Below are 26069 nucleotides of genomic sequence, written 5' to 3'. Positions count from 1 at the left end.
TAACAGCATCAAATAGAAAATACTGTGACAACGCTTTCATTTTTCATAACGCATGTTCTGAATAGGGCGTAATTTATATTTATTTAAATCACGATGCGCCAATAAATACTACTTTATGGGTATGGCGGGTTGCGTATTGAGCTTAATAAGTGCATGTTATATATAGCTTTTTATTTCGCGATGTCGATATCATGGGCAAGTAATGTGTTTCTGTTTGATAAAGATCAACATGGGGGGTAAGGGGTAGGAATAGCATTCCCGCCATTAAGCATTTGTCAAACAATGCTCACTGACGGGAATAAAAAGAATGGTCGAGGATACATTTTTATCGGCTCATGGAATTAATCGCCGTGACTTTATGAAATTGTGCGCCGGGATGGCCGCAACCCTGGGATTAAGCCAGAATGCCGTGGCCAAGATGGCCACGGCGCTCACCAGCCCCGAGCGGCCGCCGGTGATCTGGATTGGGGCGCAGGAGTGCACCGGCTGTACCGAGTCACTGCTGCGCGCCACTCACCCCACCATCGAAAACCTGATCCTCAACACCATCTCGCTGGAGTACCACGAGGTGCTCTCGGCGGCCTTTGGTCATCAGGCGGAAGAGAACAAGCACAACGCCATCAAGCGTTATAAAGGCAAGTATGTGCTGGTGGTGGATGGCTCCATTCCCCTCAAGGATGGTGGCGTCTACTGCATGGTGGCCGGTGAGCCCATCGTCGACCATATTCGCCGTGCCGCCGCCGATGCGGCTGCCGTCATCGCCATCGGATCCTGCTCCGCCTGGGGCGGCGTGCCCGCCAGCGGGGGCAACCCGACCGGCGCCGTCAGTCTGGAAGAGGCCCTCGGCAATATCGGCACCCCCATCATCAATATCCCGGGATGTCCGCCCAATCCCCACAACTTCCTCACCACTGTCGCCTACTACATCACCTACGGCAAGCTGCCAGCGTTGGATAGCAAGAAGCGTCCGCTGTTTGCCTATGAGCGCCTGATCCATGAGAACTGCGAGCGTCGTCCGCACTTCGACGCAGGCCGCTTTGCCAAGGAGTTCGGTGACGAAGGCCACCGTCAGGGCTGGTGTCTCTACCATCTGGGCTGCAAGGGGCCGGAGACCTACGGCAACTGTTCGACCCTGGAGTTCTGCGACGTGGGCGGCGGCATCTGGCCGGTGGGCATAGGTCACCCCTGCTACGGCTGCAACGAGCAGGGGGTGGGGTTCAGCAAGGGGATCTTCCAGCTCGCCAAGGTGGAGAACCCGACTCCGCGGGTGGATAAACCCGATGTGAAGATCCAGGAGGGGGGCTACACCTCGCCCACCGCGACCGGCCTTATCGGCGGTGCCCTCGGGGTGCTGGTGGGGGTGAGTCTGATGACGGTGCGTGAACTCGGTCGCCAGCAGAAGCGCCACGAAGCCGGGCAGCACCCATCACGGGAGGAGTAACCGTGAACAGACGCAACTTCCTCAAATTCGCCTCCGTCGGTGCACTGGCGGCGGGCACAGCAGTGCCCGGCACCGCACTGGCGGCGGCCAAGAACAAGCCGCCCATTCCCGGGTCGCTCGGCATGCTCTACGACTCCACCCTCTGCGTAGGCTGTCAGGCCTGTGTGGCGGAGTGTCAGCGCCTCAACGGCAACCCATCCAATCCGGAGGGGGCGCAGACCTGGTCCACCAACGACAAGCTGACCCCCTACACCAACAACATCATTCAGGTGTGGAAGAGCGGCAGCGGCGAGCACAAGGATCAACTGGTGGATGGCTATGCCTACATCAAGAAGCAGTGCATGCACTGCGTCGATCCCAACTGCGTTTCCGTCTGTCCGGTGCAGGCCCTTACCAAAGATCCCAAGACCGGCATAGTTCACTACGATCCGGACGTCTGCACAGGCTGCCGCTACTGCATGGTGGGCTGCCCCTTCGACGTGCCCAAATATGACTACGACAATCCGCTGGGGGCCATCCACAAGTGCGAGCTCTGCAACCAGAAGGGGCTTGAGCGGATCAGCCAGGGCAAGCTACCCGGCTGTGTCGAGGTGTGCCCGACTGGCGCCGTGATCTTCGGTACCCGCGAGGATCTGATGGCCGAGGCCAAACGCCGCCTGCTGGCGACCCCAGGCAGTGAATATGCCTATCCCCGCCAGACCTTCAGCGCCAACGACCCCTACCTGCATCAGGTGCCGAGTTACCAGCCTTACGTCTATGGCGAGAAGGAGGGGGGTGGTACCCAGGTGCTGGTGCTGGCCGGGGTGCCCTACACCAGGCTCGACATGCCCGATCTGCCGGAGCTCTCCTCCGGTGCCCGCTCCGAGCATATCCAGCACACCCTCTACAAGGGGATGGTGCTGCCCATGGTGGTGTTGACCGGTCTTTCGGTGCTTATTCGCCGCAACAGCAAGAAGAATGGCCACGACCACCATGATGACGAGGGCCATGGGCCTGACAGTCACCAGGATCAGGGCTCGGCAAAGGGAGGCAAGGATCATGAGTAATCACAAGGCGCATCCGCTCGGCGGCAAGCTGGTCAGCTGGCCGGTGCTGGTGCTGGCCCCCTTCGCCGTGCTGTGCGGCATGCTTATTCTCAAGCGCCTCTTCTTCGGGCTGGGCTCGGTCACCGATCTCAACGGGGGCTATCCCTGGGGGCTGTGGATCTCGTTCGATCTGCTGATCGGCACAGGTTTCGCCTGTGGCGGCTGGGCGCTGGCCTGGGCGGTCTATGTGTTCAACCGGGGCGAGTATCACCCGCTGGTGCGACCAGCCCTGCTGGCGAGCCTGTTCGGCTACTCGCTAGGTGGCCTCTCCATCACCATAGATGTGGGGCGTTACTGGAATTTGCCGTACTTCTATCTGCCCGGCCACTTCAACACCTCCTCGGTACTGTTCGAGACGGCGGTCTGCATGACCATCTATATCGGGGTGATGGCGCTGGAGTTCGCCCCTGTGCTGTTGGAGAAGTTCGGCTGGAAGGCGTCACTCATTCGCCTCAACAAGATCATGTTCTTCGTGCTGGCGTTGGGGGCGCTGCTGCCCACCATGCACCAGTCCTCCATGGGTTCCCTGATGATAGTGGCGGGGGAGAAGATACATCCGCTCTGGCAAAGCTACGAGTTGCTGCCGGTCTTCTCCTTGCTCACCGCCTTCATCATGGGCTTCTCCATAGTGGTGTTCGAGGGCTCTTTGGTGCAGGCAGGGCTGGCGGGGCGTGGGCCCAACGAGAAGTCGCTGTTCTACAAGCTGACCCAGGTGATCGACATCTTCCTGATCCTGTTTGTGGCGCTGCGCTTTGCCGAGATCGTCATCAACGACAAGTCGGAGTACCTCTCCGAGTGGAATCGTTACGCCTTGATGTTCTGGAGCGAGATCGCCCTGATGATATTCCCGCTGCTGGTGTTCCACTGGGACAAGAGCCGCCGGGATTCGCGCATGTTGTTCCTGGGGGCCCTCAGCATGCTGTTGGGCGCCGCCCTCTGGCGACTGGATTACTCCCTGCTCGCCTTCAACCCCGGCAATGGCTACCACTACTTCCCCTCCGCGGAGGAGGTGCTGATCTCCCTGGGCTTCGTCGCCATCGAGGTCTGTGCCTATTTGCTGCTGATCCGGCTGCTGCCGGTACTGCCATCACTTGAACGTGTTCACCAAGATTATCAGGCCCGAGGGAAAGCCAACGTATGAGCCAACGTATCACCATAGACCCCATCACCCGTATCGAGGGGCACCTGCGTATCGACTGCGAAATCGAAGGCGGCAAAGTGACCAAAGCCTGGTCGTCCGGCACCATGTGGCGCGGGATGGAGGAGATCGTCAAGGGCAACGACCCGCGCGATGCCTGGATGATAGTGCAGCGCATCTGCGGGGTCTGCACCTCCATTCACGCCATCGCCTCGGTGCGGGCTGTGGAGAACGCCATCGGCGCCAAGGTGCCGGTCAACGCCCAGTTCATCCGTAACCTCATCATCGCGGCCCACAACATCCACGATCACATAGTCCACTTCTATCAGCTCTCTGCGCTGGACTGGGTGGACATCACGGCGGCGCTGCAGGCCAATCCGCAGAAGGCGGCGGATATCCTCAAGGGGGTCTCTACCTGGTCCCTCAACAGCGCCGAGGAGCTCGCCAAGGTGCAGGAGAAGATCCGCGCTCTGGTGGCCAGTGGCCAGCTAGGCATCTTTGCCAATGGCTACTGGGGTCACAAGGAGATGAAGCTGAGCCCTGAGGTGAACCTCATCGCCGTGGCCCACTACCTGCAGGCACTGGAGTGCCAGCGCGATGCCAACCGCATCGTTGCCATTTTGGGGGGCAAGAGCCCGCACATCCAGAACCTGGCGGTGGGCGGCGTGGCCAACCCCATCAACCTGGATGCGCCGAGCGTGCTCAACCTCGAGCGCCTCATGTATGTGAAGAGCTTTATCGACCGGCTCGGCGAGTTTATCGAGCAGGTCTACAAGGTGGATGCCGCCATCATAGCCGCTCACTATCCCGAGTGGCTGGCACTGGGGCAGGGGGCCAAGCACTACCTGAGCGTGCCCGAGCTCCCCACCGACGCCGACGGCGGCAGCTTCCTGATGCCGGGCGGCTATATCGAGAACGGTGATCTGGCGAATTACCGCCCCATAGAGAGCCATCAGGATGCCTGGCTGATGGACGGCATCGCCGAGAGCAACAAGCACGCCTGGTACAAGGATGACGCCCCCCTCAAGCCCTGGGAGGGCAAGACAGAGCCGAACTACACCGGCTGGCAGGATGACGGCAAATACTCCTGGGTCAAATCCCCCACCTTCTACGGCCAGGTGGTGGAGGTAGGGCCGCTCGCAGATTTGCTGGTGAAACTGGCGGCCAAGCACCCTGGCACTGTGACCCATTTCGATCAGTTGAACGGCATCTACAAGGCGCTCACCGGCTCTGCCATCAAGACCGAACAGCTGCACTCCACCATGGGCCGCATCATTGGCCGCGCGGTGCGCTGCTGCGTGCTGAAAGACACCCTGGCACACCAGTGGAAGGCGCTCATCGACAACATCGGCAAGGGGGACTTCACCGCCTACATCAAGGCCGAGATCCCGGCGGACAAGGAGTTTCGCGGGGTGGGCTTTGAAGAGGCGCCGCGGGGCATGCTCTCCCACTGGGTAGTCATCAAGGAGGGCAAGATCGCCAACTATCAGGCGGTGGTGCCATCGACCTGGAACTCGGGCCCGCGCAACTTCAATGACGAGCCCGGCCCCTACGAGCAGGCGCTGGTGGGCACGCCGGTGGCCGATCCCGCCAAACCGCTGGAAGTGGTGCGCACCATCCACTCGTTCGACCCCTGCATGTCCTGCGCGGTCCACGTGGTGGATACCCAAAATGGCGAAACGACTCAGGTGAAGGTGTTGTGATGAACACCCTGATCCTGGGCGTCGGCAACCTCTTGCTGAGCGATGAGGCGGTGGGCGTGCGCCTCGTTGAGGCGCTGGGGCGCGAATACCGTTTCGCCCCCGGCATAGAGCTGCTCGACGGCGGCACGGCCGGCATGGAGCTGCTCGAAGCCATGGCCAGTCGTGACCACATCATACTGGCGGACGCAGTGCGAAGCGGTAACCCGCCGGGCACTGTGGTGACCCTGCAGGGCGAGGAGATCCCGACCCTGTTTGGCCGCAAGATCTCCCCGCACCAGCTGGGATTGGCGGACGTGCTCTCGGCGCTGCACATGACGGGGGAATCCCCCAAGCGGCTCACCCTGATCGGCATAGAGCCTGAATCCCTCGAACCCCGTATCGGCCTCACCCCAGTGGTGGCCGCCGCCATGGGGGAGGCGAAGGATCGGATTTTGACCCTGCTGGCCAGTGTTGGCGCTCCCGCCATCCCGCTTTCCGAACAGGAACGAGCAGAACAAGAACGGGAGGGCTTATGGCGCAGTCCCATTTAAGCGAGCTTGATGCTGAGCTGGAATGTGTGCAGGAGATTTCGGGTTTTGCCAGCAATCCCGCGCCTTTACTGGTAGCCCAGTATGAGCGGATCGCCCGAGAGGAGATGCAAGGGCTGCCCTTCTATCACGCCACCATGCCCATAGTTGCGGAGTGCGTGCTGTTTGAAGAGCAGTGGCTCGGCTGCGTGCTCACCCCCTGGATGCTGAGCCTGGTGGTGCTGCCGGGACCGGATCAGCTTTGGCCCGTGCGCAGCAGCAGTGATCGGCTCGCCCTGCAGCTCCCCTGCGGCAACATGACCTTTATGGTGGGTGAACTGCCCGAGACGGGGCAGTTGCTGGCCTGCTCCCTGATGTCGCCGCTCGATCCCCATCTCGGGGCCGAGCAGGGGCGCTCACTGGTGAGCAGCACCCTCAAGATGCTGCACTCCTTGCCGGTGCAGCAAGGCGGTGGCGTGGATCTGGGTCGCAGACGGCTGTTCGGTGCCCGCCGCAGCCAGGGGCTAGAGGCCACCGAGTCCTAGTTTCAGGGATCATCCGCCATTTATCGGGGGCCCCTGTCGGCCCCCTCGTTCGATGTGTCGCCCGGCGCCCTGCGTCGGCTGGCTCAGATGGATAAGGAGTCTTATGACCATCCCCCGTCATGCCCGCAGCCAGGTTCGCCCTTATGGCGCCCCTGTGGTTGCCACCCTGCTGCTGGCTCTGCTCTCGGGCATGTCTCATTCGGTGCAGGCCGCCCAACCTGTGCCTGCCGAACTCAAGCTTGCCATCGGCAGTGAGCCCACCGAAGGGTTCGACCCCCTGCTTGGCTGGAGTCACGGCAGCCATCTGCTGCTGCACAGCCCGCTGCTCAAGCAGATTGCTGGCGATAGTGCGGATCTCGGCTGGCAGGATCTGCTCACCCAAGCGGTGACCCCGAACAAGGATGGCAAGGGGTGGCTTATTACCCTCAAGCCCGACCTGAAATTCTCCAACGGCGCGCCGCTCACCGCCGAGGATGTGGCCTTTACCTACAACAGCGCGGCCGAGGGCGGCGGCAAGATCGATATGGGCAATTTCGTGAAAGCTGAAGTGGTGTCGCCCACCGAAGTTGCCATCGTCTTGAGCGCCCCCCAGAGCACCTTCGTCAATGTGCTGGGCTCCTTGGGGATAGTGTCAAAGCGGGATTATGACGCCAAGGCGTATGCCCGCGAGCCTGTCGGCGCCGGCCCCTACCGGCTGGTGAGCTTCCTGCCTGGTCAGCAACTGGTGGTGGAGGCGAACCCCTATTACGCCGGCGGCAACAATGACTTCAAACGGCTGGTGTTTGTCTTTATCGATGAAGAGAGCGCCTATGCCGCCGCCCAGAGCAGCCAGCTCGATCTGGTGCGCATACCCCCGTCGCTGGCGCCCACAGTGCCCGACACCCTCAAGCTGTGGGTGCGCCCTAGCGTGGAGAACCGCGGCATCGTCTTCCCGATCCCGCCAGCGGGCGGCAAGGATGCCAAGGGTTATCCCATCGGCAACGACGTGACCTCGGATGTGGCGGTGCGCCGCGCCATCAACTACGCCATCGACCGCAAGCTGCTGGCCGATCAGCTGCTGGAAGGGCACGCCATCCCCGCCTATAGCGCGGTGCAGGGGCTGCCCTGGTACAACCCGGCCAGCGCCTTTAAGGATGGGGATGTCGCCCATGCCAACGCCCTGCTCGACGAGGCAGGCTGGAAGATGGGGAGCGACGGCATTCGCCACAAGGGCTCTCTGCGCGCCGGCGTTACCCTCTGGTACACCAGCGGTGACAGCACCCGCCGGGATCTGGCGGAAGCGGTGCGCGCCATGCTCAAACCCATCGGGCTCGAAGTGAGCCTCAAATCAGGCAGCTGGGAGCAGGTGGAGCGCGAGATGCACGCCAATCCGGTGCTGATGGGGTGGGGGAGTCTGGACCCCATTGAGCTCTATCACCACTACCAGAGCGGCTCCGGCGGCGTTGAGTTCTACAACCCGGGCTATTACAGCAACCCTGTGGTGGATGGCCACCTCAAGCAGGCGCTGGATGCGCCGAACTGGCAGGCGGCCGTGCCGTTCTGGCAGCAGGTGGAGTGGGATGGCAAGAGCGGCGCCGGGGTGCAGGGGGATGCCGCCTGGGCCTGGCTGCTCAATGTGCAGCACACCTATCTGGCCAACCGCTGTATCGACCTTGGCAAGGGGGCGCCGGAAATTCACGGTAGCTGGTCCCTGCTCAACAACCTCTCTGACTGGCGGTGGACGTGCCGTTAAGTTCGTCCACGATGATGAGCGTCACTGTGAAAGCCCTGCTGCGTCTGGCAGGGCTGCTATGTCTGGTCTCTGTTGCCACCTTTGTGCTGCTGAGTTACTCCCCCATCGATCCCATCAAGGCCTATATCGGCAACGATCTGCTCCATGTGCCCCCCGAGCAGTACGCCCGCATCGCAGCCCGCTGGGGGCTGGATCAGCCGCTGTGGCTGCGCTACTGGCACTGGTTCGGCCAGGTGCTCAAGGGGGATCTCGGCTACTCCATGCTCTACAACGCGCCTGTGGCTCAGGTGATAGGCAGCCGTTTTGCCGCCTCCTTCCTGCTGCTGGCGGGTGCCTGGCTGCTCTCCGGCTTTTTCGGCATTCTGCTTGGGCTCTGCGCCGGTCGCTATCTCAACCGCTGGCCCGATCGCCTTATTTGTCGCTTCGCCTACCTGCTTGCCTCCCTGCCCACCTTCTGGGTTGGCCTCTTGCTGCTCGCCCTGTTTGCGGTGCACTGGCCGCTGCTGCCGGTCTGCTGCGCCTGGACGCCGGGCCTATCAGCCGATGAGGCGGACTGGCTGATGCGATTGCGCCATCTGCTGCTGCCGGTGACCACACTGGCGCTGCTCGGGGTGGGCAACATTGCTCTGCATACCCGGGGGCGGGTGGCCGAGGTGCTGGAGAGCGACTTTATCCGCTACGCCCGCGCCCAGGGGGATGGCGGCTGGCCCATGCTGCGCTTCCATGTGTTGCGCCACGCCCTGACCCCGGCGCTCTGCCTGCAGTTTGCCTCCCTCGGTGAGCTGATCGGTGGATCCCTGTTGGCGGAGAAGGTCTTCTCCTATCCGGGGCTTGGGCAGGCGACTGTGGATGCGGGGCTTAGGGGGGATATACCCCTGCTGATGGGCATAGTGCTCTTCTGCACCCTGCTGGTCTTTATTGGCAACACAGTGGCCAGTTTGCTGCTGGCCCGCATCAACCGGGGTTGGGAGGGTGAGCATGCTGTTTAATCCGCTTCCCTCCATACTGCGGCTGGGTTTTGCCCTGCTCGGATTGGCGCTGCTGGCCGCTTACGGCTGGAGCCTCTCTCATCAGGATGTGCCCATGGATCTGCTGGCCCGCCAGCAGCCACCCTCGCTGGCCCACTGGTTCGGGACCGATCAGATGGGGCGGGATCTCTGGTTGCGGGCCTTTCAGGGCACCCTCACCAGTCTGGAGTTAGGGCTAGGCACGGCGCTGTGCAGCGGCCTGCTGGCCATGGTGGCGGCAAGCCTCTCGCTAGTTCATCCCAGGTGTGATGCGGCAGTGCGCCTCGTGATCGACGCCATGCTGGCGCTGCCCCATATGCTGCTCTTGATCCTTATCTGCTTTACCCTGGGGGGCGGCATGCGCGGGGTGATCCTGGCGGTGGCGCTCACCCACTGGCCCAAGCTGGCGCTCATTCTCTGCGCGGAGGCGCGGCGGATCGCCTGCAGCGACTATGTGGTGCTGGCCCGCAGTCAGGGGATGGGGGCGCTGCGTCGCTGGCGCACCCACCTGCTGCCGGGGCTCTTGCCCCAGTGGTTTATCGGCACCTTGCTGATGTTTCCCCATGCGGTGCTGCACAGCGCGGCTTTGAGCTTTCTCGGCTTTGGTCTGGCGGCCCATGAGGCCTCCCTTGGCCTGCTGCTGGCCGATGCATTGCGTTATCTGGCCGGTGGCGGCTGGTGGCTGGCGCTCTTCCCGGGGCTGATGTTGCTGCTGCTGGTACTGCTGTTTGATCAGGCTACCCGCGCCTTGCAACAGCTGCTGTGGCACAGGAGTGAACCATGCTGAGTTTTGATCAGGTGACCATAGAGGCGGCCCACTACTCCTGGCTGGGGCGGCGCAGCTGGCAGCCTTTGCTGACCGATATCAGCCTGCAACTGGCACCGGGGGAGATAGTGGCGCTGGTGGGGGGGAGCGGCGAGGGCAAGAGCCTGCTGCTGCAAAGCGCCCTGACCCTGCTGCCGGACAACCTGCGGATGGGCGGCACCATTTCCCTCGATGGCGTGCCCCTGTGCGATGCAAGCCGTGCCAGCCTGCGCGGCCACACCCTCTGCTATGTGCCGCAGGGGGTGAGCGCCCTCAATCCGCTGCTGACGGTGGAGCGCCAGCTGGGCCGCGCGGCGCGTCTCTGCGGTCAGAACGGGTCTCGCGAGCGGCTTGGCGAACAACTGCTGCGCTACCAGTTGCCCGCTGCCACCCTGGACAGCTATCCGCGCCAGCTCTCCGGCGGCATGGCCAAGCGCATTCTGGCCTGCACCGCGGCGCTTGGCGGCGCCCGCTATATTCTGGCGGACGAGATCACCGCCTGGCTCGATGAAGAGCTGGCCTGTCTGCTGCTCGGCCAATTGCGTGAATTGGCCAATCGGGGCAGCGGCATCCTCTGGGTGACCCACGATCTGGCGCTGGCGGCCCGCTTTGCCGATCGCATAGTCGCGCTCCATCAGGGCCAGGTGAGCGATACCCTGAGTAGCCACCATCTGCGGCAAGGGCAGGGGAGCGAGATGCTCCGCGCCCACTGGCAGGCGCTGCCGGAGTTCAATGCACTCTTCTCTGTGTCGGAGGCTTCCTGATGTTGGTGTCTCTGAGACAGGCCGTGTGCGGCGCGGCAGATATTCAGTGGCAGGCGCTGCCGGAGTTCAACGCACTCTTCTCTGTGCCGGAGGTTTCCTGATGTTTGAAGTACGAGATCTTACCCTTGCCCAGAGGGAACGCCCCCTCTGGCAGGGGTTATCGCTAACGGTGAAAGCGGGCGAGCGGCTCGGCATCTCCGCTCCGAGCGGTTATGGCAAAACCACGCTGGGGCGGGTATTGGCGGGCTGGCAACCGGTTCGGGGAAGCGGGCAGATCCTGCTGGATGGGCAGCCGGTGCCTGAACAGGTAAAAGGTTATAACCCCATCCAGCTGGTGCCACAGCATCCGGAACTCACCTTCAATCCCTATCGCACCACAGGGCAGGCGCTCTGTGATGTATGGCGCCCGGACGAGGCCATGCTGGCCCGTTTTATGGTCAAGCCTGCGTGGCTTGGTCGTAAACCCGGCCAGCTCTCCGGTGGCGAGCTGGCCCGCATAGCGCTATTGCGCGCCCTCGATCCCCGCACCCGTCTGCTGATTGCCGATGAGGTGACTGCCCAGCTGGATCCGCTAATTCAGCGTCATATCTGGCGGGAGTTGATGCGCGAGTGTGAGCAGCGCGGTCTTGGCATGCTTGTCTTCAGTCACCAGCAGGCGCTGCTGCGCCAGGCCTGCCATCGGATGCTGCGCTTTGGTGAGGTGACTGCTGAGCAGGAGGCGATGGCTCGTAGCGTGGCCTGAGGATTGGCTTCCCCCTCATCCCCAGCCCTTCTCCCGCAAGGGGAGAAGGGAGCGGAAGGTGCCATCTCACCACGCTCAGGGTTTAGGGTTTGGAAAATCTCGGGGTTTGAAAATATGGCTGGTTGTTATGCTCGAAGCCCCCCTGAGGAGTTTGAGGGCGTCGTATAGTTGCAGCATGCTGTCGGCATCCACAAACAGGTTCCCTCTCCCTGGGGAGAGGGCCAGGGTGAGGGGATGTGCTTGTGAGACGCTTGCCATTCGGGACAGATAGTACGGCTGGCAAGGTTCGCAGATAAAAGAGAGGGAGGCATCAGCCTCCCTCTTTTGCTATCCGCCGTTGGCAACGGCGTTTAACCTATTCGCACTCAGGCGCTGGCCAGCCAGTTAAGCCAGGCATCCATTCCTTCGCCTGTGGTGGCGCTGACCTGGATCACCTGAATATAGGGGTTGACCCGTTTGGCGTTCTCGATGCAGCGGGCCACGTCAAAGCTGACATAGGGCAGCAGATCGATCTTGTTGATCACCATCAGCTGAGCGGCGGCGAACATGTCCGGGTACTTGAGGGGTTTCTCTTCCCCCTCGGTGACGGAGAGGATCGCCACCTTGTACTTCTCGCCGAGATCGAAGCTGGCGGGGCAGACCAGATTGCCCACGTTCTCGATAAAGAGGATGCCCCCTTCATTGGCGGGCAGCTGGTGGCAGGCGTCGTGGACCATTTTGGCATCCAGATGGCAGCCCTTGCCGGTGTTGATCTGCACGGCAGGGACGCCGGTGGCACGGATGCGATCCGCATCGGCACTGGTCTGCTGATCCCCTTCGATCACCGCGCAAGGCCGCTTGTCGGCCAGCTGGCGCAGGGTTTCGCAAAGCAGGGTGGTCTTGCCTGAACCCGGGCTCGACACCAGGTTAAGCACCAGCTGGGCCGCCTCCTCGAAGTGCTCGCGGTTGTGGGCGGCCAGCTTGTTGTTCTTGGCCAGCACATCCATCTCGATGGCGATCAGCTGGCGCTGTCCCATGCCCGGGACCGACAATCCCGCTTCCCCTTCGCCATAGTGCAGCTCACCCTGCTGATGGTCGTGGTCGTGGTCGTGGTCGTGGTCATGGGGATGCTCGTGGTCATGAGCATGACTATGGTGATGCGGGTGGGCGTGATCATGATGATGGTCGTGGGGGTGATTGTGATGGTGCTCATGACCCTCTGCTCCCACTGGCGCCCGCACCCCGTGGTAGTGGTGATGGACATCCCCCTGATGGTGATAGTGGTGGTGAATGATCAGGGTGCGCGGCGCGCTCTGCTCATGGGCATGATGATGATCGTGCTCATGGCCATGTTCATGGTGGTGCTCATGAGCGTGTTCATGGTCGTGATCGTGGTGGTGGGCATGGTCGTTACCATCTTTATGGCCGGCGATCCGCGCCTGGCCGCATCCGCATACGCTACACATATCAACTTACCTCGATGTCGGTGATGCGCAGGCTATCACCTTGCGCGACTCGTAATTTGTATCCGCCACACTCGGGACAGGCTTGCCCGCGCTCGGTGAGGGTGACCGTCTTGTTGCAGTCGTAACACCAGGCCTCTGCCGCCTGGTGCTGAAAGTGAAGTTGGGCCCCCTCGACGACTGTGCCCTTGGCGGCGGCTTCGAAACAAAACGCGATGGTGTCCGGGTCAACGCAGGAGAAGCTGCCGACCTCGAGCCAGAGGGCGGTCACCTTGTTAAAGCCCCGCTGGGTGGCCTGCTCGGCAGCCAGATCGATGGCGGCCATGGCCAGAGACATTTCGTGCATGGTGGCTCCTTAACCGATATGGGGAGGAGTGACTCCTCCCTGTGATTGGGTAGACGGCATGGCCGATCAACAGATCCGCGGGAGCAGTTCCCCCTGCGGCAGCTCCAGATAGCGGCGGCTGCCCCAGGGGTTGTTGAGGATCACCTTGTGGCGATCACTCGCCTGCACCACGCCGATCTGGCTGGCGGCGGGGTTGAATTGCCGCAAGATGCCCAGCGCGTCCTGCGCCTGTTCGGCAGGCAGGGCCAGCACCATGGTTCCCTCGTTGGCGAGATCATGGGGCTCGAAGCCGTAGAGCTCGCACAGGCCACGCACCGGATCGCAGACCGGAATGGCGGACTCCTCCAGCTCGATGGCCACCTGGGAGGCCGTGCTCCATTCATTCAGCACGGCGGCGAGGCCACCGCGGGTGGCATCGCGCAGGGCGTGGGGTGTGATCCCCGCTTGCAGCAGCGCTTCTACCTGCGGCCAGAGGGTGGTGCAGTCGCTCTTGAGATCAGATCCCAGTTGCAGGGCGTCACGGGCCATCAGGATGCAGGCGCCGTGGCTGCCGATATCCCGCGACACCAGAATGGCGTCACCGGCCTTGAGGTTGCGTACCGAGATACCCCGGCTCTGCTCAGGCAGCGGGAAGGTGCCGACCCCGCTGGTGTTGATGAAGATCTTGTCGGCTGCCCCCTTGGGCACCACCTTGGTGTCGCCGCAGACGATGCGAGCGCCGCTCTTGGCAAGTTCAGCCGCCATCGACTCGACGATGCGGGCCAGATCGGCGTAGGGGAAGCCCTCCTCGATGATAAAGCTGGCGCTCAGGTATTCCGGTTTGGCTCCCATCATGGCGAGATCGTTGACCGTGCCGGCGATGGCCAGCTTGCCGATATCGCCCCCCTCGAAGAAGAGCGGCGAGACGGTAAAGCTGTCGGTGGTGAAGGCGACGGGGCCGCTGACCGGCAGCAGGGCGGCGTCTTCACCGCGCAGCAGGATCTCGTTGCCAAAGTGGCGAAAGAAGAGCTGGTTGATCAGCTGATTCATCTCGACACCGCCACCACCGTGGCTTAACTGGATTTCTCTCATCTGGATTGGGACTCCGACATGTGACAGAAGCAGACAGGTTTATCTCCACGCACCATCCAGGCACCGTGGCTTAACTGAATTTCTCTCATTGCTGCTGGATCCCCATATAGCGGTAGTAGGCGTTGCAGGCCCCCTCGGAGCTGACCATGCAGCTGCCCATGGGCTGGGTCGGGGTGCAGCCCTGGCCAAAGACCTTGCACTGGTTCGGTTTGGCCAAGCCGCGCAGGATATCGGCGCATTGGCACGCCTTGTGGTCATCGATGGGAGTCTGATTGAGTGCAAAGTGACGCTCCGCATCGCGCTTGGCAAAGGCATCGCGCAGGCGCAGGGCGGAGGCGTTGATATCCCCCAGACCTCGCCAGCGAAAGTGCTCGCGGGTCTCAAAATATTGGTCGACCAGCCGCTGGGCGGCTTTATTGCCGCTGGCGGTGACGGCGCGGCTGTACTGCACCTCCAGCGCGTAGCGGCCCTCCACCTTCTGGCGCACCATCATCAGCAGCGCCTCCATCACATCCACCGGCTCGAAGCCGCTCACCACCACAGGCACCTGATAGCACTGGACTATGGGCAGGTAGATATCGGCACCTGTGATGACGCTGACGTGGGAGGGGCCGATAAAAGCGTTCACCTTGGCCACCCCGTCGGCCATCACCGCATGAATGGCGGGCGGCACCAGCACATGGTTGATATGAAACAAGAGGTTCTCAATCCCCTCAGCTTCAGCGGCAGCCAGCAAGGCGGCGGTCATCGGGGTGGAGGTCTCGAAACCGATGGCGAAGAAGACCACGGTCTTTTCCGGGTTCTCTTTGGCGATACGCAGGGCATCGAGGGGGTCATAGACGGGGCGGATATCGCCCCCCTTGGCGCGCTGCTGGGCCAGCGTACCTTTGGAGCCCGGCACCCGGATCATGTCCCCCAGGGTGACCAGAATGACGTTGGGCTCTCTAGCCAGCTCGATGGCCTGATCGATGCGCTCCTTGGGCATGATGCAGACCGGGCAGCCGGGGCCGTGGACAAACTCTATGCTGTCCGGCAGCAACTGGGGCAGGCCGTATTTCATGATGGTGTGGGTATGGCCGCCGCACACCTCCATCACCCGCAGCGGTTCGGGGAGTAATTTGGCAAGCTCGGTAATTTGCGCGGCAAGGGCACGGATCACCTCGGGCTGACGAAAGCCCTGAAACAGGTCATTCAAGGTCAGCATGGCAAGATGTCCTGCTTGGGCATCAGGGCCACCATCTGGCGGAAGCTATCGAGGCTGGCCTGCGCCTCCTCTTCGTCAATCTTGCTCATCACAAAGCCGATATGGAGCAGCACATAGTCGCCAAGGTTGAGGGGCTCTTCGAGCAGCATGCAGCTGACGCGCCGCTGCACCCCCAGGGTATCGACGGTGACGCAGTTATCTTCTGGGTGCAGCTGCACCACCTGAGAAGGTATGGATAGACACATGGATTTCAGGACTCCGACAAGGTGGCGCCACTTTTTATGGCAGCAAGAGAGGAGATGGAGGGCTGGTGCGTGGCAACATGGTGGATGGCAAACCAGAGCTGACCGGCGGCTATGCCACCGTCATTGAGCGGCAGGGCTTCGCTGGTCAATACCTGCCGGCCGGCGGCTTCGAGGCCGGGCACCAGCTGGTCCATCAGCCCCCGGTTTTGAAATACGCCGCCCCCGAGCGCCACCGGATAGCCGGGGAAACGCCCGGCCAGGGCAACCACCAGATTGCTGATGGCGCGGATAAAACCGGCGGCCAGGCAGGTGGTTGAGGTGCCTTGGCGACGCTCGCCGACAAGGGTATTGAGCAGTTCGGCCCACTCGATTTTAAGCGGCCCCTCCGCGCTCTGGTTCAGGCCAAAGGCGAGGGGGAACGGCTGTTCATCGGGGGCCAACTGCAAGGCGGCCGCCTCCAGCAAGAGTCCCGCTTCGCCCTCGTAATCCGGGGTATCGATCACCCCCAGCAGCGCCGCGACGGCATCAAACAGTCGGCCGATGGAGCTGGTATGGGGGGCATTGCGACCGAGGCGCCAGAGCTGGTGCAGGTTGCTGATCCGCTCGATAGGTAGCTTGCTTACCAACGGAATATCGAGGGCGCTGATCTCCTCAGGACTGTGCGATTCAAACAGCAGCCCCAGCAGCTGGCGCACCGGCTCGCGGATAGCCGCCTCGCCGCCGATCAGTTTGAAGGGTTTTAGGTGGGCAACCCGTGAAAAGCCCTTAACGTCTGCGATCAGCAGCTCGCCACCCCAGAGGGTGCCGTCATCCCCAAGGCCGGTGCCATCGAAGGCGACCCCCAGCACCGGGCCCGTGATGTCATGCTCGGCCATCACTGCCAGCAGGTGGGCGTGATGGTGCTGCACCTCGATATGGGTGGCGCTGTGCTCGCGGCAATAGCCCTTGGCCCACTGATGGCTCAGATAACCCGGGTGGCGATCCGAGACCAGAACTTCGGGCTTGAGATCGTAGAGACCGCGAAAGGTGGCCAGGGTCTGCTCGAAGTGGCCCTGCATTGGCAGGCTGTGCAGATCGCCGATATAGGGGCTGTAGATGCGCTGGCGGCCGAAGGCCAGTGCCAGCTGGTTCTTCTGCTGCGCCCCGACCGCCAAAAGCGGCACCTTGACCGCCTCTTTCAGGCTGGGAGTGCAGGGGGCATAACCCCGGGCGAGGCGCAACGTCTGGCGCCGTCCGCCCGCCCACTGCACCAGACTGTCGTCGCAGGGGTGAAGGATGGGGCGGTTGTGATCCAGGATGCCGTCAATCTCGCTGCCGAGCACCCTGACCACCGCCTCGCACTCGATAAGGATAGGGCTGCCGCGACCATTGGCGCTGGTGGCCACCAGCGGCATGGCGCAGGCATCCAGCAGCAGCTGGTGCAGCGGGGTGTAGGGGAGCATGACGCCAAGGTAGGGGATGCCGGGAGCGATCCCTTCGGCCAGCGGCGCCGCTGGTTGCCGGTTTTCTGAGAACCGATCATCCTTGGTGCGCTTGCGCAGCAGGGTGATGGGTCTGGCCTGAGAGCCGAGCAGCTTCCACTCCGCCTCGCAGCCGGTGACATGGAGCCTGGCCTCGGCAAGGGAGCCCATCATCACCGCCAGCGGCTTGCGCGCGCGCCGCTTGAGCTCGCGAAGCCGTGCCACGGCGGACTCGCTTCGCGCATCGCATATCAGGTGATAACCCCCCATCCCCTTGACCGCGATAAGCTTGCCCGTTTGCAGGGCACGGGCGGCGGCCTGCAAGGCATCCTCCCGCTCGGCCAAGGCATTGCCATTGCGCCAGCTGAGATGGGGCCCGCACTCGGGGCAGCTCACCGGCTGGGCGTGGTAGCGTCTGTCCAGCGGGTTTTCATAGGCCGCCGCACAGCGCGGGCACATGGCAAAGTCGGCCATGGCGGTGTGTGGCCTGTCGTAGGGGAGGCGGCGGATGATGGTGTAGCGCGGGCCGCAGTGGGTGCAGTTGGTAAAGGGGTAGTGATGGTGGCGATCTGCGGGGTTGGCCACGTCCGTGGCGCACGCCTCGCACATCCCCTGATCCGGCGAGATGGCGACCGTGGCCGCGCTCTGCTGCTGGCTCGCTTTAATTCGAAACTGGCTATGAAATTGGCCATCGAAGTCGGGATCATGAGCGAGGGGCAGCTCCCGCTCGCTGAAGTGATCGATACGGCTAAGTGGCGGAGCCAATTCCCGCAGTTCGCGGGCAAAGCTGGTCAGCTGCTCGGCGGAGCCTTCGGCGCCGATGGTGACGCCGTTGGCATCGTTCAGCACATAGCCGGCAATGCCGTGGCGTAGCGCCAGTCCATAGACGAAGGGGCGAAAGCCGACCCCCTGCACTATGCCGTCCATATGAAATTCGCGGCGCAGCCTGGAAGGCGTCTGGGTCCGGGCCGTCATGACGCCATCCAAAGAGGGGCAGGCGCCCCTCCCTGATAACAAGGGGGCTGCGGGCCTTCCCTGATGACAAGAGGGCAAGGGAGGGCCGGCAGGGGCGGCCATCCGGCGATCATCCTGGGGAATGTCATGCGATATCGAACTCCCGTCTGCTGGCCTGCCGCCACGGCGTCGGCCTCAGGGTGCAACGAACAGGGTTGCAATGGGCGGCGCCGGGAGGGGAAGGGGCCTTGGCTTGGCAGGGAAAAGAGGAAGGTCGGCCCTGCCGCGGGGGCCAAGTTTATCGGGTCAGTGGCCCTCATTACCTTGATCTCGCACCGGTTTGAGTGCCAGACGCGGCGCTTCTTTGCGATCCTGCGAGGCGGGCCCCGTTCGGTATGGATAATGGGCATAGGGTGGGGGAATCGGCGGGGCAGTGACGGCGCCGCTCTGCGAGGCGGGCCCCGTTCGGTATGGATAAGGGGCATCAGGTGAGAGAATCGGCGGGGCAGTGACGGCGCCGCTCTGCGAGGCGGGCCCGTTCTCTATTGAGGAGGGGCATAGGGTGGGGGAATCGACGGGACAGTGACGGCGCAGCTTATTAGGCGCCCCGATAGCGCCCTTGCAGGGGGCCGCGTTCAGGGGCGCTGGCATCGGGAAGGATTTTTTGTTTGGTTTTACTTAATGATCTTCATAAATCGAATAGAAAAACTAAACGACCTGGGCGCTTTTTTATCGCCTTATGAGCCCTGGATGGCCATGCGGGGTCTGCATGGGCCTGGAAAGCGGGGCGCCGCCCGGTTCGCCGGGGAGCTGTGTGGCAAGGGGGAGGGGCCATTTGGCGGGATCTGCCATTGGCGGCTGGGGGCGGCTCGGGTATAGTCCTGCGCCAACAAGATAGGTTCGGATGGAGGCGTCGGCGCCGCGTCAGGCACGCGGGCCTACTCCTCCCTTCGGCGCGGCTTTAAAGGATATCCCCATGAAATTCAGTCCCCTGCTCGATGAGATGATGAAGGCGCTGCAGGTCTTGCCGGGCGTGGGCCCCAAGTCGGCCCAGCGCATGGCGTTCACCCTGCTGGAGCGCGAGCGCAGCGGCGGCCTGCGTCTGGCCTCCCTGCTCAATCGGGCGCTGACCGAAATCGGTCATTGCAGCCACTGCCGCACCTTCACCGAGAACGATCGCTGCGAGATCTGCGCCAATCCCAAGCGCGAGGAGAACGGTCTGCTCTGCGTGGTGGAGAGCCCGGCAGACGTGGCGGCCATCGAGCAGACCGGCCAGTTCTCCGGCCGCTACTTCGTGCTGATGGGCCACCTGTCGCCCCTGGACGGCATAGGGCCCGAGGAGCTGGGGTTGGAGATCCTGGAGCGGCGCTTGAAGGATGAGCACATCAAGGAGCTGATCCTCGCCACCAACCCCACCATAGAGGGGGATGCCACCGCCTGGTATATCGCCGACATGGCCCGCGCCGCCGGGGTGGAGGTGAGCCGCATCGCCCACGGGGTGCCTGTGGGCGGCGAGCTGGAGCTGGTGGATGGGACCACGCTGTCTCACTCCCTGATGGGGCGCCAGCGCATCTAAACATGCTTATGGGCCTGCTGCGAAACCGTGATCAAGGCTCATGTGCTGCTCGCTTATGTGAAACCAGGGGCTCACGTATACCTATACGTTCCGGTTCCTGCGCGGATCGATACCTTGCTGACGGCTTCTCGCGACGGCTCATCAACAGGTTTGGCTGGATGGTACAAAAAATGGGCAACCAAGCCCGCGACGAGGGGCCAGTGTGCAAGTTTGCTCTCAAGTTTGCACGCAAGCCCCTTGATATTTGAAAGGCCAACCCCATCTAGGTTGGGAATCTGTTCAACCCGACGTTTTGAGGACTGGTCGATGACCCAAAGTGTTCACGCCGAAACCCACGGCTTTCAGACTGAAGTCAAACAACTGCTGAGCCTGATGGCTCACAGCCTCTACTCCAACAAAGAAGTATTCCTGCGCGAGCTTATCTCCAACGCATCCGATGCGGCGGACAAGCTGCGCTTCAAGGCGCTTTCCGATGCCTCTTTGTTCGAAAACGACGGCCAGCTGCGCGTGCGCCTGGTGGTGGACAAAGAGAACAAGACCCTGACCATCTCGGACAACGGCATCGGCATGACCCGGGATCAGGTGATCGAGCACCTTGGCACCATCGCCAAGTCCGGTACCGCCGAGTTCTTCAAGCACCTCTCCGGTGATCAAGGCAAGGACTCCCAGCTGATCGGTCAGTTCGGGGTGGGCTTCTACTCCGCCTTCATCGTCGCCGACAAGGTGACCGTCATCTCCCGCGCCGCCGGCACAGAGCCGGGTCAGGGCGTGCAGTGGGAATCCGAAGGGGAAGGCTCCTTCACGGTGGCTGACGTGACCAAAGAGGGTCGCGGCACCGACGTCATCCTGCACCTGCGCGCCGAGGAAGAGGAGTTCCTGGACGACTGGCGCCTGCGCGCCGTGGTCGCCAAGTATTCCGACCACATCAGCGTGCCGGTGGAGATGTACAAGGAGGGCACCCCGGATCGCGAAGAAGATGGCGAGACCATAGTCGGGACCCCCGGCGAGTGGGAGCAGGTCAACCGTGCCACCGCGCTCTGGACCCGCAACCCCAAAGACATCAAGGACGAGGAGTATCAGGAGTTCTACAAGCACGTCGCCCATGACTTCGAAGATCCGCTCTTGTGGGGTCACAACCGGGTGGAAGGGGCCCAGGAGTACACCAGCCTGCTCTACATCCCGGCCCGCGCACCCTTCGATCTCTACAACCGCGAGCAGAAGCACGGCCTCAAGCTCTACGTGCAGCGCGTCTTCATCATGGACGACGCCGAGCAGTTTATGCCGACCTACCTGCGCTTCGTGAAAGGGGTGCTGGACTCAGGCGATCTGCCGCTGAACGTCAGCCGCGAGATCCTGCAAGACAACAAGGTGACCGCCTCCCTGCGCAAGGCCTGCTCCAAGCGCGTCCTGACCATGCTGAACAAGCTGGCCAAGGACGATAGCGAGAAGTACGCCAAGTTCTGGAGCGAGTTCGGCAACGTGCTCAAAGAGGGCCCGGCCGAGGATTACGCCAACCGCGAAGAGATCGCCAAGCTGCTGCGCTTTGCCAGCACCGCCGGCGAGGGCGAAGCCCAGACCGTCTCGCTTGAGGATTACGTTGGCCGCATGAAGGAAGGCCAGCAGAAGATTTACTACATCACCGCCGACTCCTATGCCGCGGCCAAGAACAGCCCGCATCTGGAAATCTTCCGCAAGAAGGGCGTCGAAGTGCTGCTGATGTGGGAGCGGGTGGACGAGTGGCTGATGAGCCACCTCACCGAGTTCGACGGCAAGCAGCTGGTCTCCGTCACCCGTGGCGAGCTGGACTTGGGCGAGCTGGAGGACGAAGCGTCCAAGCAGGCCCAGGAGGAGGCTGAAAAGGCCAACGCCGGTCTGGTGGCGCGGGTCAAGCAGAGCCTGGCCGATGCGGTGAAAGAGGTGCGTGTCACCCACCGCCTGACCGACTCGCCGTCTTGCATCGTCACCGACGACCACGGCATGAGCACCCAGATGATCAAGCTGATGCGCGCCGCCGGCCAGCCGGTACCGGAGCAGAAGTACATCCTGGAGCTCAACCCTGACCACGCCCTGGTGAAGAAACTCGACACCATCGAAGACGAGGCGCTGTTCGGTGAGTGGGTCAGCCTCTTGCACGAGCAGGCCCAGCTGGCGGAGCAGGGCGGCCTCAATGATCCGGCGAGCTTCGTCTCCCGTATCAACCGTCTGCTACTCCAGGCGTGATGTGATTGGCCCACTGTAAAGCAGTGGGCTTTTTTTGGCCGACGCCGCCCCCGGGGCGGCGTTGTCCGCCTTGGCGGTTGCTGCATTTTCAATCATTTTTCGTGGCTGGGGCCTGCGTCTTTGGTCGCAGAGACGGCGCGAACGGGTGGTGATAATCTGGCCACTCACACGGGGCGAGCTTGTTAATATGGGCGAAAACGTGTAGTTTTTTGCCTTCTCAAGAATTGAATAACCAATCAATTAGGAGCGTGTATGCGCATTGTTCTGTTGGGAGCACCGGGTGCCGGCAAAGGTACCCAGGCTCAGTTCATCATGGAAAAACACGGTATTCCGCAGATCTCCACCGGCGACATGCTGCGTGCGGCGATCAAGGCGGGCACCGAGCTGGGCCTCAAGGCCAAGGCCGTGATGGACGCAGGTCAGCTCGTCTCCGACGACATCATCATCGGCCTGGTCAAAGAACGTATCGCGCAACCGGATTGCGCCAACGGCTTCCTGCTGGACGGCTTCCCCCGCACCATCCCCCAGGCGCAAGCCATGAAGGATGCCGGTGTGGTGGTGGACTTCGTGCTGGAATTCGCGGTGCCGGACGAAGAGATCGTCAAGCGCATGAGCGGCCGCCGCGTGCACTCCGGCTCCGGCCGTACCTACCACGTGGTGTTCAACCCGCCGAAAGTGGAAGGCAAGGATGACGTGACCGGCGAGGATCTGGTGATCCGTGCCGACGACGAAGAGACCACGGTTCGCAAGCGTCTGGATGTCTACCATCAGCAGACCGCACCGCTCATCGGCTTCTACGGCAAGGAAGCGGAAGCGGGCAACACCCGTTACGTCAAGATCGACGGCACCCAGCCGGTGGATCAGGTCAGCCAGCAGCTGGCGGCTATCCTCGGCTAAAGCTGGTCTTGCCACCGACATTGCCCGGCGTGCTGGCAATCCTCTTGCCACGCCAAGGGCGATCGCCTGGCAACGACATTGAGACAAGGGTCCACACAGGGCCCTTTCTTGCATTATCACAAGCACCACAAATACCCCACGACAGGACGCTAACGTGACCACGAAAACCGGGATCTTGCTCGTCAATCTTGGGACCCCAGCGGCGCCAACCTCGGCGGCCGTCAAGGCCTTTCTCAGTCAGTTCCTGCAGGACCCGCGCGTGGTCGAGATACCTCGCCTGCTGTGGGCCCCGCTGCTGACCTTCGCCATATTGCCGTTTCGGGCCCCCCGGGTCGCCAAGCTCTATCAGCAGGTCTGGACCGAGCAGGGCTCACCCCTGATGGCCATCAGCCAGCGGCAGCGGGCGGCGCTGGAGCAGGAGCTCAAGCGGGAGGGGGTCGATGTGCCCGTGGTGCTGGCCATGACCTATGGCTCGCCCTCCCTCGACGAGGGCTGGCAGGCGCTCAAGGCCCAGGGGGTCAACCGGGTGATACTGCTGCCGCTCTACCCGCAGTATGCCGCCAGCACCACGGCAGCCGTGTTCGACGGCTGGGCCCGGGTGATGAAGAAGGAGCGCCACCTGCCGGTGATGCGCCTCATCCGCGACTATCACAACCACCCGGAATACATCCAGGCGCTGGCCATGAGCGTGCGCCGCCAGTGGGAGCAGCAGGGCCAGGGTGAGCACCTGCTGATGTCCTTCCACGGCATTCCCCAGCGCAGCGAGGACGAGGGGGACCCTTACGGTCACCAGTGTCGCCGCACCGCCGCCTTGCTGGCGGAGGCGCTGGGTCTGTCCCCCGAGCAGTGGAGTGCCAGCTTCCAGTCCCGCTTTGGCAAGCAGGAGTGGCTCAAGCCCTATACCGATGTCACCATAGCCCAGCTGGGGGCGCAGGGTGTCAAGCGGCTCGATGTGATCTGTCCGGCCTTCTCGGCGGATTGCCTCGAGACCCTGGAGGAGATCCAGGTCGAGAACCGCGCCGTCTTTATGGACGCGGGGGGAGAGCAGTTCCACTACATACCGGCCCTCAACAGCGATCAGGCCCACATCCGCATGATGGTGTCGCTGATCTGCCGCGAGCTGGCGTGAGGGGTCTTCACGGCCGCGATTGCGCGCCGGGTGTTCGGGTTCAACGATAAAGGAGTGTCTTGATGATGCATATCACGCTGATCTACGGCGGCCTGCTGGGGCTCTTGTTCCTGCTGCTCTCGTTCTGGGTGGTCAAGCGCCGGGCCCAGTTCAAGGTGATGATAGGGGAAGGGGAGGCGCCCGAGATGCTCTCCGCCATCCGTGCCCACGGCAACTTCGCCGAGTACGTGCCGCTCACCCTCTTGCTGATGGCCCTGTGCGAACTGGCCGGGGTGGGAGCGCTCTGGCTGCACCTGGGTGGGGCGCTGCTGCTGCTGGGGCGCATACTGCACGCCATCGGCATCCAGATCCCCAAGGCGCCGAACAAGCCACGGCTGTTTGGCACCCTCTTCTTCTGGCTGTCCCTGGGACTCTTCTCGGTGCTGGCGCTGGTGCAGGGGCTGTCATTCGGCTGAGGCCAGAGGCCACTTGAGTGCGAAAAACCACCTCACCGCGAGGTGGTTTTTTGAGGGGGGAAGATCAAACGTTTTCCTCGCAAACCCTTGCCTATACTGACCCCATATTTTAATCGGGCGACTTTTCGGCGGGGTGGATTGTGTTAAAATCCCGCCCCTCTTCCCCCCAGAGCACAGAAGATTGCCATGAAATTTCCCGGTCAGCGCAAGTCCAAACACTACTTCCCGGTCGACAGGCGTGATCCCCTGATCCCGCAAAATCCCCAGCTCACCGAACTGGGCAAGGCCTATGTGGTGGGTATAGATCAGACTCTGGTGGATATCGAAGCCCATGTGGACGAGGACTTTCTGAACCGGTACGGCCTGAGCAAGGGTCACTCCATGCTCATCTCCGACGACGTGGCCGAGCGGGTCTATGAAGAGCTCAAGGCCAACAACATGGTGGTGAGCGAGTTTGCCGGCGGCACTATCGGCAACACCATGCACAACTACTCTGTGCTGGCCGATTCCCACTCCATCCTGCTCGGGGTGATGAGCCAGGACATCCGCATCGGCAGCTACGCCTACCGCTATCTGTGCAACACCTCGTCCCGGGTCAACCTCGACTACCTGCAGCCGGTGGACGGCCCTGTCGGCCGCTGCTTCACCTTCATCACCGAAGGGGGCGAGCGCAGCTTTGGCATCAACGCCGGCAAGATGGACCACCTGGACGTGGCGCACATCCCTGAGGCCATCATCAAGGACTCCTCCGCCCTGGTGATCACCGCCTACCTGGTGCGCGGCGCCGACGGTACCCCCATGAAGGAGGCGGCCATGGCTGCCGTCCGTTATGCCCGCGAGGCCGGTGTGCCCGTGGTGCTGACCCTGGGCACCCGTTTCGTCATCGACGAGAACCCCCAGTGGTGGCGTGACTTCATCAGCGAGAACGTGACAGTGCTCGCCATGAACGAAGACGAGGCCGAGGCCCTGACCGGGATCAAAGATCCGCTCGGCGCCGCCGACAAGGCGCTGGACTGGGCCGACATGGTGCTCTGCACCGCCGGTCCCATCGGCCTCTACATGGCGAGCTACACCGAGGAAGACTACAAGCGCGAGACCACCCATACCCTGCTGCCCGGGGTGATCCCCGAGTTCAACATGTATGAGTTCAGCCGCCCCATGGCCCGCGAGAAGTGCCGCAATCCGGCGCGGATCTACTCCCATATCTCCCCCTACATGGGCGGTCCGGAGAAGATCAAGAACACCAATGGCGCCGGGGATGGCGCCCTGTCTGCGGTGCTGCACGACATGGTGGCCAACGCCTATCACCGCATGAATGTGCCGAACTCCGCCAAGCACCTCTCCGAGTTCCTCACCTACTCCTCCCTGGCCCAGGTGTGCAAGTATGCCAACCGGGTGAGCTACGAGGTGCTGGCCCAGAGCAGCCCGCGTCTCTCCCGCGGCCTGCCGGAGAAGGAAGACAGCCTGGAAGAGGTGTACTGGGAGCGCTGATAGCGTCATCTGGTCGACAACAAGAAAGGGTGCCACTGGGCACCCTTTCTTGTTTTTGGGGCTGGATCATGTTTTTGGCACTGCTTTTGCTGTCATCGTGGACAGGCCGCG

General features: G+C 62.6%; 24 protein-coding genes. 18 read left to right on the top strand and 6 right to left on the bottom strand.

Annotation, left to right across the window (positions count from 1 at the left end; genetic code table 11):
* Positions 1-307 precede the first annotated feature (307 nt).
* The 11 genes from hybO (at position 308) to Aeroheme_RS12590 (ending at position 11468) form a co-directional block, all read left to right on the top strand.
* Complete coding sequence (gene hybO / locus Aeroheme_RS12640) at positions 308-1441, top strand: hydrogenase 2 small subunit (protein WP_025326646.1); 1134 nt, start codon at positions 308-310, stop codon at positions 1439-1441.
* 2 nt (positions 1442-1443) lie between these two features.
* Positions 1444-2487, top strand: a complete 1044-nt coding sequence (gene hybA, locus Aeroheme_RS12635) for a hydrogenase 2 operon protein HybA (protein WP_411165965.1) — start codon at positions 1444-1446, stop codon at positions 2485-2487.
* The gene (hybB, locus tag Aeroheme_RS12630) at positions 2480-3667 is read left to right on the top strand and encodes a Ni/Fe-hydrogenase cytochrome b subunit (RefSeq protein ID WP_139744840.1); all 1188 of its coding nucleotides are present in this window, start codon (positions 2480-2482) and stop codon (positions 3665-3667) included. Before hybA ends, hybB begins: the two co-directional genes overlap by 8 nt.
* Complete coding sequence (hybC, locus tag Aeroheme_RS12625) at positions 3664-5367, top strand: hydrogenase 2 large subunit (RefSeq protein ID WP_163149123.1); 1704 nt, start codon at positions 3664-3666, stop codon at positions 5365-5367. Before hybB ends, hybC begins: the two co-directional genes overlap by 4 nt.
* Positions 5367-5897 (top strand): HyaD/HybD family hydrogenase maturation endopeptidase, encoded by a 531-nt coding sequence (locus Aeroheme_RS12620; RefSeq protein WP_411165964.1) that lies wholly within the window; start codon positions 5367-5369, stop codon positions 5895-5897. The genes hybC and Aeroheme_RS12620 overlap by 1 nt, the downstream gene beginning before the upstream one ends.
* Positions 5879-6418, top strand: coding sequence for a hydrogenase-2 assembly chaperone (gene hybE / locus Aeroheme_RS12615; RefSeq protein ID WP_411165963.1), 540 nt, complete (start codon positions 5879-5881; stop codon positions 6416-6418). Before Aeroheme_RS12620 ends, hybE begins: the two co-directional genes overlap by 19 nt.
* 103 nt (positions 6419-6521) lie before the next feature.
* Positions 6522-8150 carry an ABC transporter substrate-binding protein gene (locus tag Aeroheme_RS12610; RefSeq protein ID WP_411165962.1) on the top strand — a complete coding sequence of 543 codons (1629 nt, stop codon included), beginning with the start codon at positions 6522-6524 and terminating at the stop codon, positions 8148-8150.
* A complete protein-coding gene (locus Aeroheme_RS12605) occupies positions 8135-9139 on the top strand; it encodes an ABC transporter permease (protein WP_411165961.1) in 1005 nt (334 codons plus the stop codon). Before Aeroheme_RS12610 ends, Aeroheme_RS12605 begins: the two co-directional genes overlap by 16 nt.
* Positions 9129-9944 (top strand): ABC transporter permease, encoded by an 816-nt coding sequence (locus Aeroheme_RS12600; RefSeq protein ID WP_411165960.1) that lies wholly within the window; start codon positions 9129-9131, stop codon positions 9942-9944. The genes Aeroheme_RS12605 and Aeroheme_RS12600 overlap by 11 nt, the downstream gene beginning before the upstream one ends.
* Positions 9938-10726 carry an ATP-binding cassette domain-containing protein gene (locus Aeroheme_RS12595; protein ID WP_411165959.1) on the top strand — a complete coding sequence of 263 codons (789 nt, stop codon included), beginning with the start codon at positions 9938-9940 and terminating at the stop codon, positions 10724-10726. The genes Aeroheme_RS12600 and Aeroheme_RS12595 overlap by 7 nt, the downstream gene beginning before the upstream one ends.
* A gap of 100 nt (positions 10727-10826) precedes the next feature.
* Positions 10827-11468, top strand: coding sequence for an ATP-binding cassette domain-containing protein (locus tag Aeroheme_RS12590; RefSeq protein WP_411165958.1), 642 nt, complete (start codon positions 10827-10829; stop codon positions 11466-11468).
* A 365-nt stretch (positions 11469-11833) separates the two neighbouring features.
* Here the strand turns inward: Aeroheme_RS12590 and hypB are convergent, their stop codons facing one another.
* A complete protein-coding gene (hypB, locus tag Aeroheme_RS12585) occupies positions 11834-12676 on the bottom strand; it encodes a hydrogenase nickel incorporation protein HypB (RefSeq protein WP_411165957.1) in 843 nt (280 codons plus the stop codon).
* On the opposite strand from hypB, the gene Aeroheme_RS12580 reads away from it, so the two are divergent.
* Positions 12569-12937, top strand: coding sequence for a hypothetical protein (locus Aeroheme_RS12580; protein ID WP_338120454.1), 369 nt, complete (start codon positions 12569-12571; stop codon positions 12935-12937). The genes hypB and Aeroheme_RS12580 overlap by 108 nt on opposite strands.
* On the opposite strand, the gene hypA is transcribed toward Aeroheme_RS12580, so the two are convergent.
* The 5 genes from hypA to hypF all read right to left on the bottom strand — a co-directional run bounded on the left by hypA (position 12915) and on the right by hypF (position 18211).
* A complete protein-coding gene (gene hypA / locus Aeroheme_RS12575) occupies positions 12915-13256 on the bottom strand; it encodes a hydrogenase maturation nickel metallochaperone HypA (RefSeq protein ID WP_059168076.1) in 342 nt (113 codons plus the stop codon). The two genes, Aeroheme_RS12580 and hypA, sit on opposite strands and share 23 nt — an antisense overlap.
* Positions 13257-13322: 66 nt before the next feature.
* Positions 13323-14327 (bottom strand): hydrogenase expression/formation protein HypE, encoded by a 1005-nt coding sequence (hypE, locus tag Aeroheme_RS12570; RefSeq protein WP_319889741.1) that lies wholly within the window; start codon positions 14325-14327, stop codon positions 13323-13325.
* Positions 14328-14412: 85 nt separating this feature from the next.
* Positions 14413-15531, bottom strand: coding sequence for a hydrogenase formation protein HypD (gene hypD, locus Aeroheme_RS12565; protein WP_411165956.1), 1119 nt, complete (start codon positions 15529-15531; stop codon positions 14413-14415).
* Positions 15525-15776 carry a HypC/HybG/HupF family hydrogenase formation chaperone gene (locus tag Aeroheme_RS12560; protein WP_411165955.1) on the bottom strand — a complete coding sequence of 84 codons (252 nt, stop codon included), beginning with the start codon at positions 15774-15776 and terminating at the stop codon, positions 15525-15527. Before Aeroheme_RS12560 ends, hypD begins: the two co-directional genes overlap by 7 nt.
* A 5-nt stretch (positions 15777-15781) precedes the next feature.
* Complete coding sequence (gene hypF / locus Aeroheme_RS12555; protein WP_411165954.1) at positions 15782-18211, bottom strand: carbamoyltransferase HypF; 2430 nt, start codon at positions 18209-18211, stop codon at positions 15782-15784.
* Positions 18212-19166: 955 nt separating this feature from the next.
* Here hypF and recR point away from each other — a divergent pair.
* From recR to Aeroheme_RS12525, 6 genes are all read left to right on the top strand, one after another.
* A complete protein-coding gene (gene recR / locus Aeroheme_RS12550; RefSeq protein WP_025326665.1) occupies positions 19167-19766 on the top strand; it encodes a recombination mediator RecR in 600 nt (199 codons plus the stop codon).
* A gap of 306 nt (positions 19767-20072) precedes the next feature.
* Positions 20073-21986 (top strand): molecular chaperone HtpG, encoded by a 1914-nt coding sequence (gene htpG / locus Aeroheme_RS12545; RefSeq protein WP_411165953.1) that lies wholly within the window; start codon positions 20073-20075, stop codon positions 21984-21986.
* 252 nt (positions 21987-22238) lie between these two features.
* On the top strand, positions 22239-22883 hold the full coding sequence (adk, locus tag Aeroheme_RS12540) for an adenylate kinase (RefSeq protein WP_106887067.1): 645 nt from the start codon (positions 22239-22241) through the stop codon (positions 22881-22883).
* 154 nt (positions 22884-23037) lie between these two features.
* Complete coding sequence (gene hemH / locus Aeroheme_RS12535) at positions 23038-24012, top strand: ferrochelatase (RefSeq protein ID WP_106887066.1); 975 nt, start codon at positions 23038-23040, stop codon at positions 24010-24012.
* A gap of 62 nt (positions 24013-24074) precedes the next feature.
* Entirely contained in the window at positions 24075-24467 is a 393-nt protein-coding gene (locus Aeroheme_RS12530) for an MAPEG family protein (protein ID WP_317841011.1), read from the top strand.
* A 186-nt stretch (positions 24468-24653) separates the two neighbouring features.
* Positions 24654-25958: an inosine/guanosine kinase gene (locus tag Aeroheme_RS12525; protein ID WP_106887064.1), complete on the top strand. Its 1305-nt coding sequence runs from the start codon at positions 24654-24656 to the stop codon at positions 25956-25958.
* Positions 25959-26069: the final 111 nt, after the last annotated feature.

It is taken from the genome of Aeromonas sp. DSM 116730 (genome assembly GCF_046581335.1).
In the GTDB taxonomy this organism is placed as follows: domain Bacteria; phylum Pseudomonadota; class Gammaproteobacteria; order Enterobacterales; family Aeromonadaceae; genus Aeromonas; species Aeromonas rivipollensis.
This window is presented reverse-complemented; position numbering and strand designations above follow the sequence as displayed.

What these genes read in the sequence shown, in the direction of transcription:
- hybO (WP_025326646.1), top strand. Translation starts at nt 308, where the DNA reads ATGGTCGAGGATACATTTTTATCGGCTCATGGAATTAATCGCCGTGAC.
- hybB (WP_139744840.1), top strand. Translation starts at nt 2,480, where the DNA reads ATGAGTAATCACAAGGCGCATCCGCTCGGCGGCAAGCTGGTCAGCTGG.
- hybC (WP_163149123.1), top strand. Translation starts at nt 3,664, where the DNA reads ATGAGCCAACGTATCACCATAGACCCCATCACCCGTATCGAGGGGCAC.
- Aeroheme_RS12620 (WP_411165964.1), top strand. Translation starts at nt 5,367, where the DNA reads ATGAACACCCTGATCCTGGGCGTCGGCAACCTCTTGCTGAGCGATGAG.
- hybE (WP_411165963.1), top strand. Translation starts at nt 5,879, where the DNA reads ATGGCGCAGTCCCATTTAAGCGAGCTTGATGCTGAGCTGGAATGTGTG.
- Aeroheme_RS12610 (WP_411165962.1), top strand. Translation starts at nt 6,522, where the DNA reads ATGACCATCCCCCGTCATGCCCGCAGCCAGGTTCGCCCTTATGGCGCC.
- Aeroheme_RS12600 (WP_411165960.1), top strand. Translation starts at nt 9,129, where the DNA reads ATGCTGTTTAATCCGCTTCCCTCCATACTGCGGCTGGGTTTTGCCCTG.
- Aeroheme_RS12595 (WP_411165959.1), top strand. Translation starts at nt 9,938, where the DNA reads ATGCTGAGTTTTGATCAGGTGACCATAGAGGCGGCCCACTACTCCTGG.
- Aeroheme_RS12590 (WP_411165958.1), top strand. Translation starts at nt 10,827, where the DNA reads ATGTTTGAAGTACGAGATCTTACCCTTGCCCAGAGGGAACGCCCCCTC.
- Aeroheme_RS12580 (WP_338120454.1), top strand. Translation starts at nt 12,569, where the DNA reads ATGGGGATGCTCGTGGTCATGAGCATGACTATGGTGATGCGGGTGGGC.
- hypA (WP_059168076.1), bottom strand. Translation starts at nt 13,256, where the DNA reads ATGCACGAAATGTCTCTGGCCATGGCCGCCATCGATCTGGCTGCCGAG.
- hypE (WP_319889741.1), bottom strand. Translation starts at nt 14,327, where the DNA reads ATGAGAGAAATCCAGTTAAGCCACGGTGGTGGCGGTGTCGAGATGAAT.
- hypD (WP_411165956.1), bottom strand. Translation starts at nt 15,531, where the DNA reads ATGCTGACCTTGAATGACCTGTTTCAGGGCTTTCGTCAGCCCGAGGTG.
- Aeroheme_RS12560 (WP_411165955.1), bottom strand. Translation starts at nt 15,776, where the DNA reads ATGTGTCTATCCATACCTTCTCAGGTGGTGCAGCTGCACCCAGAAGAT.
- hypF (WP_411165954.1), bottom strand. Translation starts at nt 18,211, where the DNA reads ATGACGGCCCGGACCCAGACGCCTTCCAGGCTGCGCCGCGAATTTCAT.
- recR (WP_025326665.1), top strand. Translation starts at nt 19,167, where the DNA reads ATGAAATTCAGTCCCCTGCTCGATGAGATGATGAAGGCGCTGCAGGTC.
- htpG (WP_411165953.1), top strand. Translation starts at nt 20,073, where the DNA reads ATGACCCAAAGTGTTCACGCCGAAACCCACGGCTTTCAGACTGAAGTC.
- adk (WP_106887067.1), top strand. Translation starts at nt 22,239, where the DNA reads ATGCGCATTGTTCTGTTGGGAGCACCGGGTGCCGGCAAAGGTACCCAG.
- Aeroheme_RS12530 (WP_317841011.1), top strand. Translation starts at nt 24,075, where the DNA reads ATGATGCATATCACGCTGATCTACGGCGGCCTGCTGGGGCTCTTGTTC.
- Aeroheme_RS12525 (WP_106887064.1), top strand. Translation starts at nt 24,654, where the DNA reads ATGAAATTTCCCGGTCAGCGCAAGTCCAAACACTACTTCCCGGTCGAC.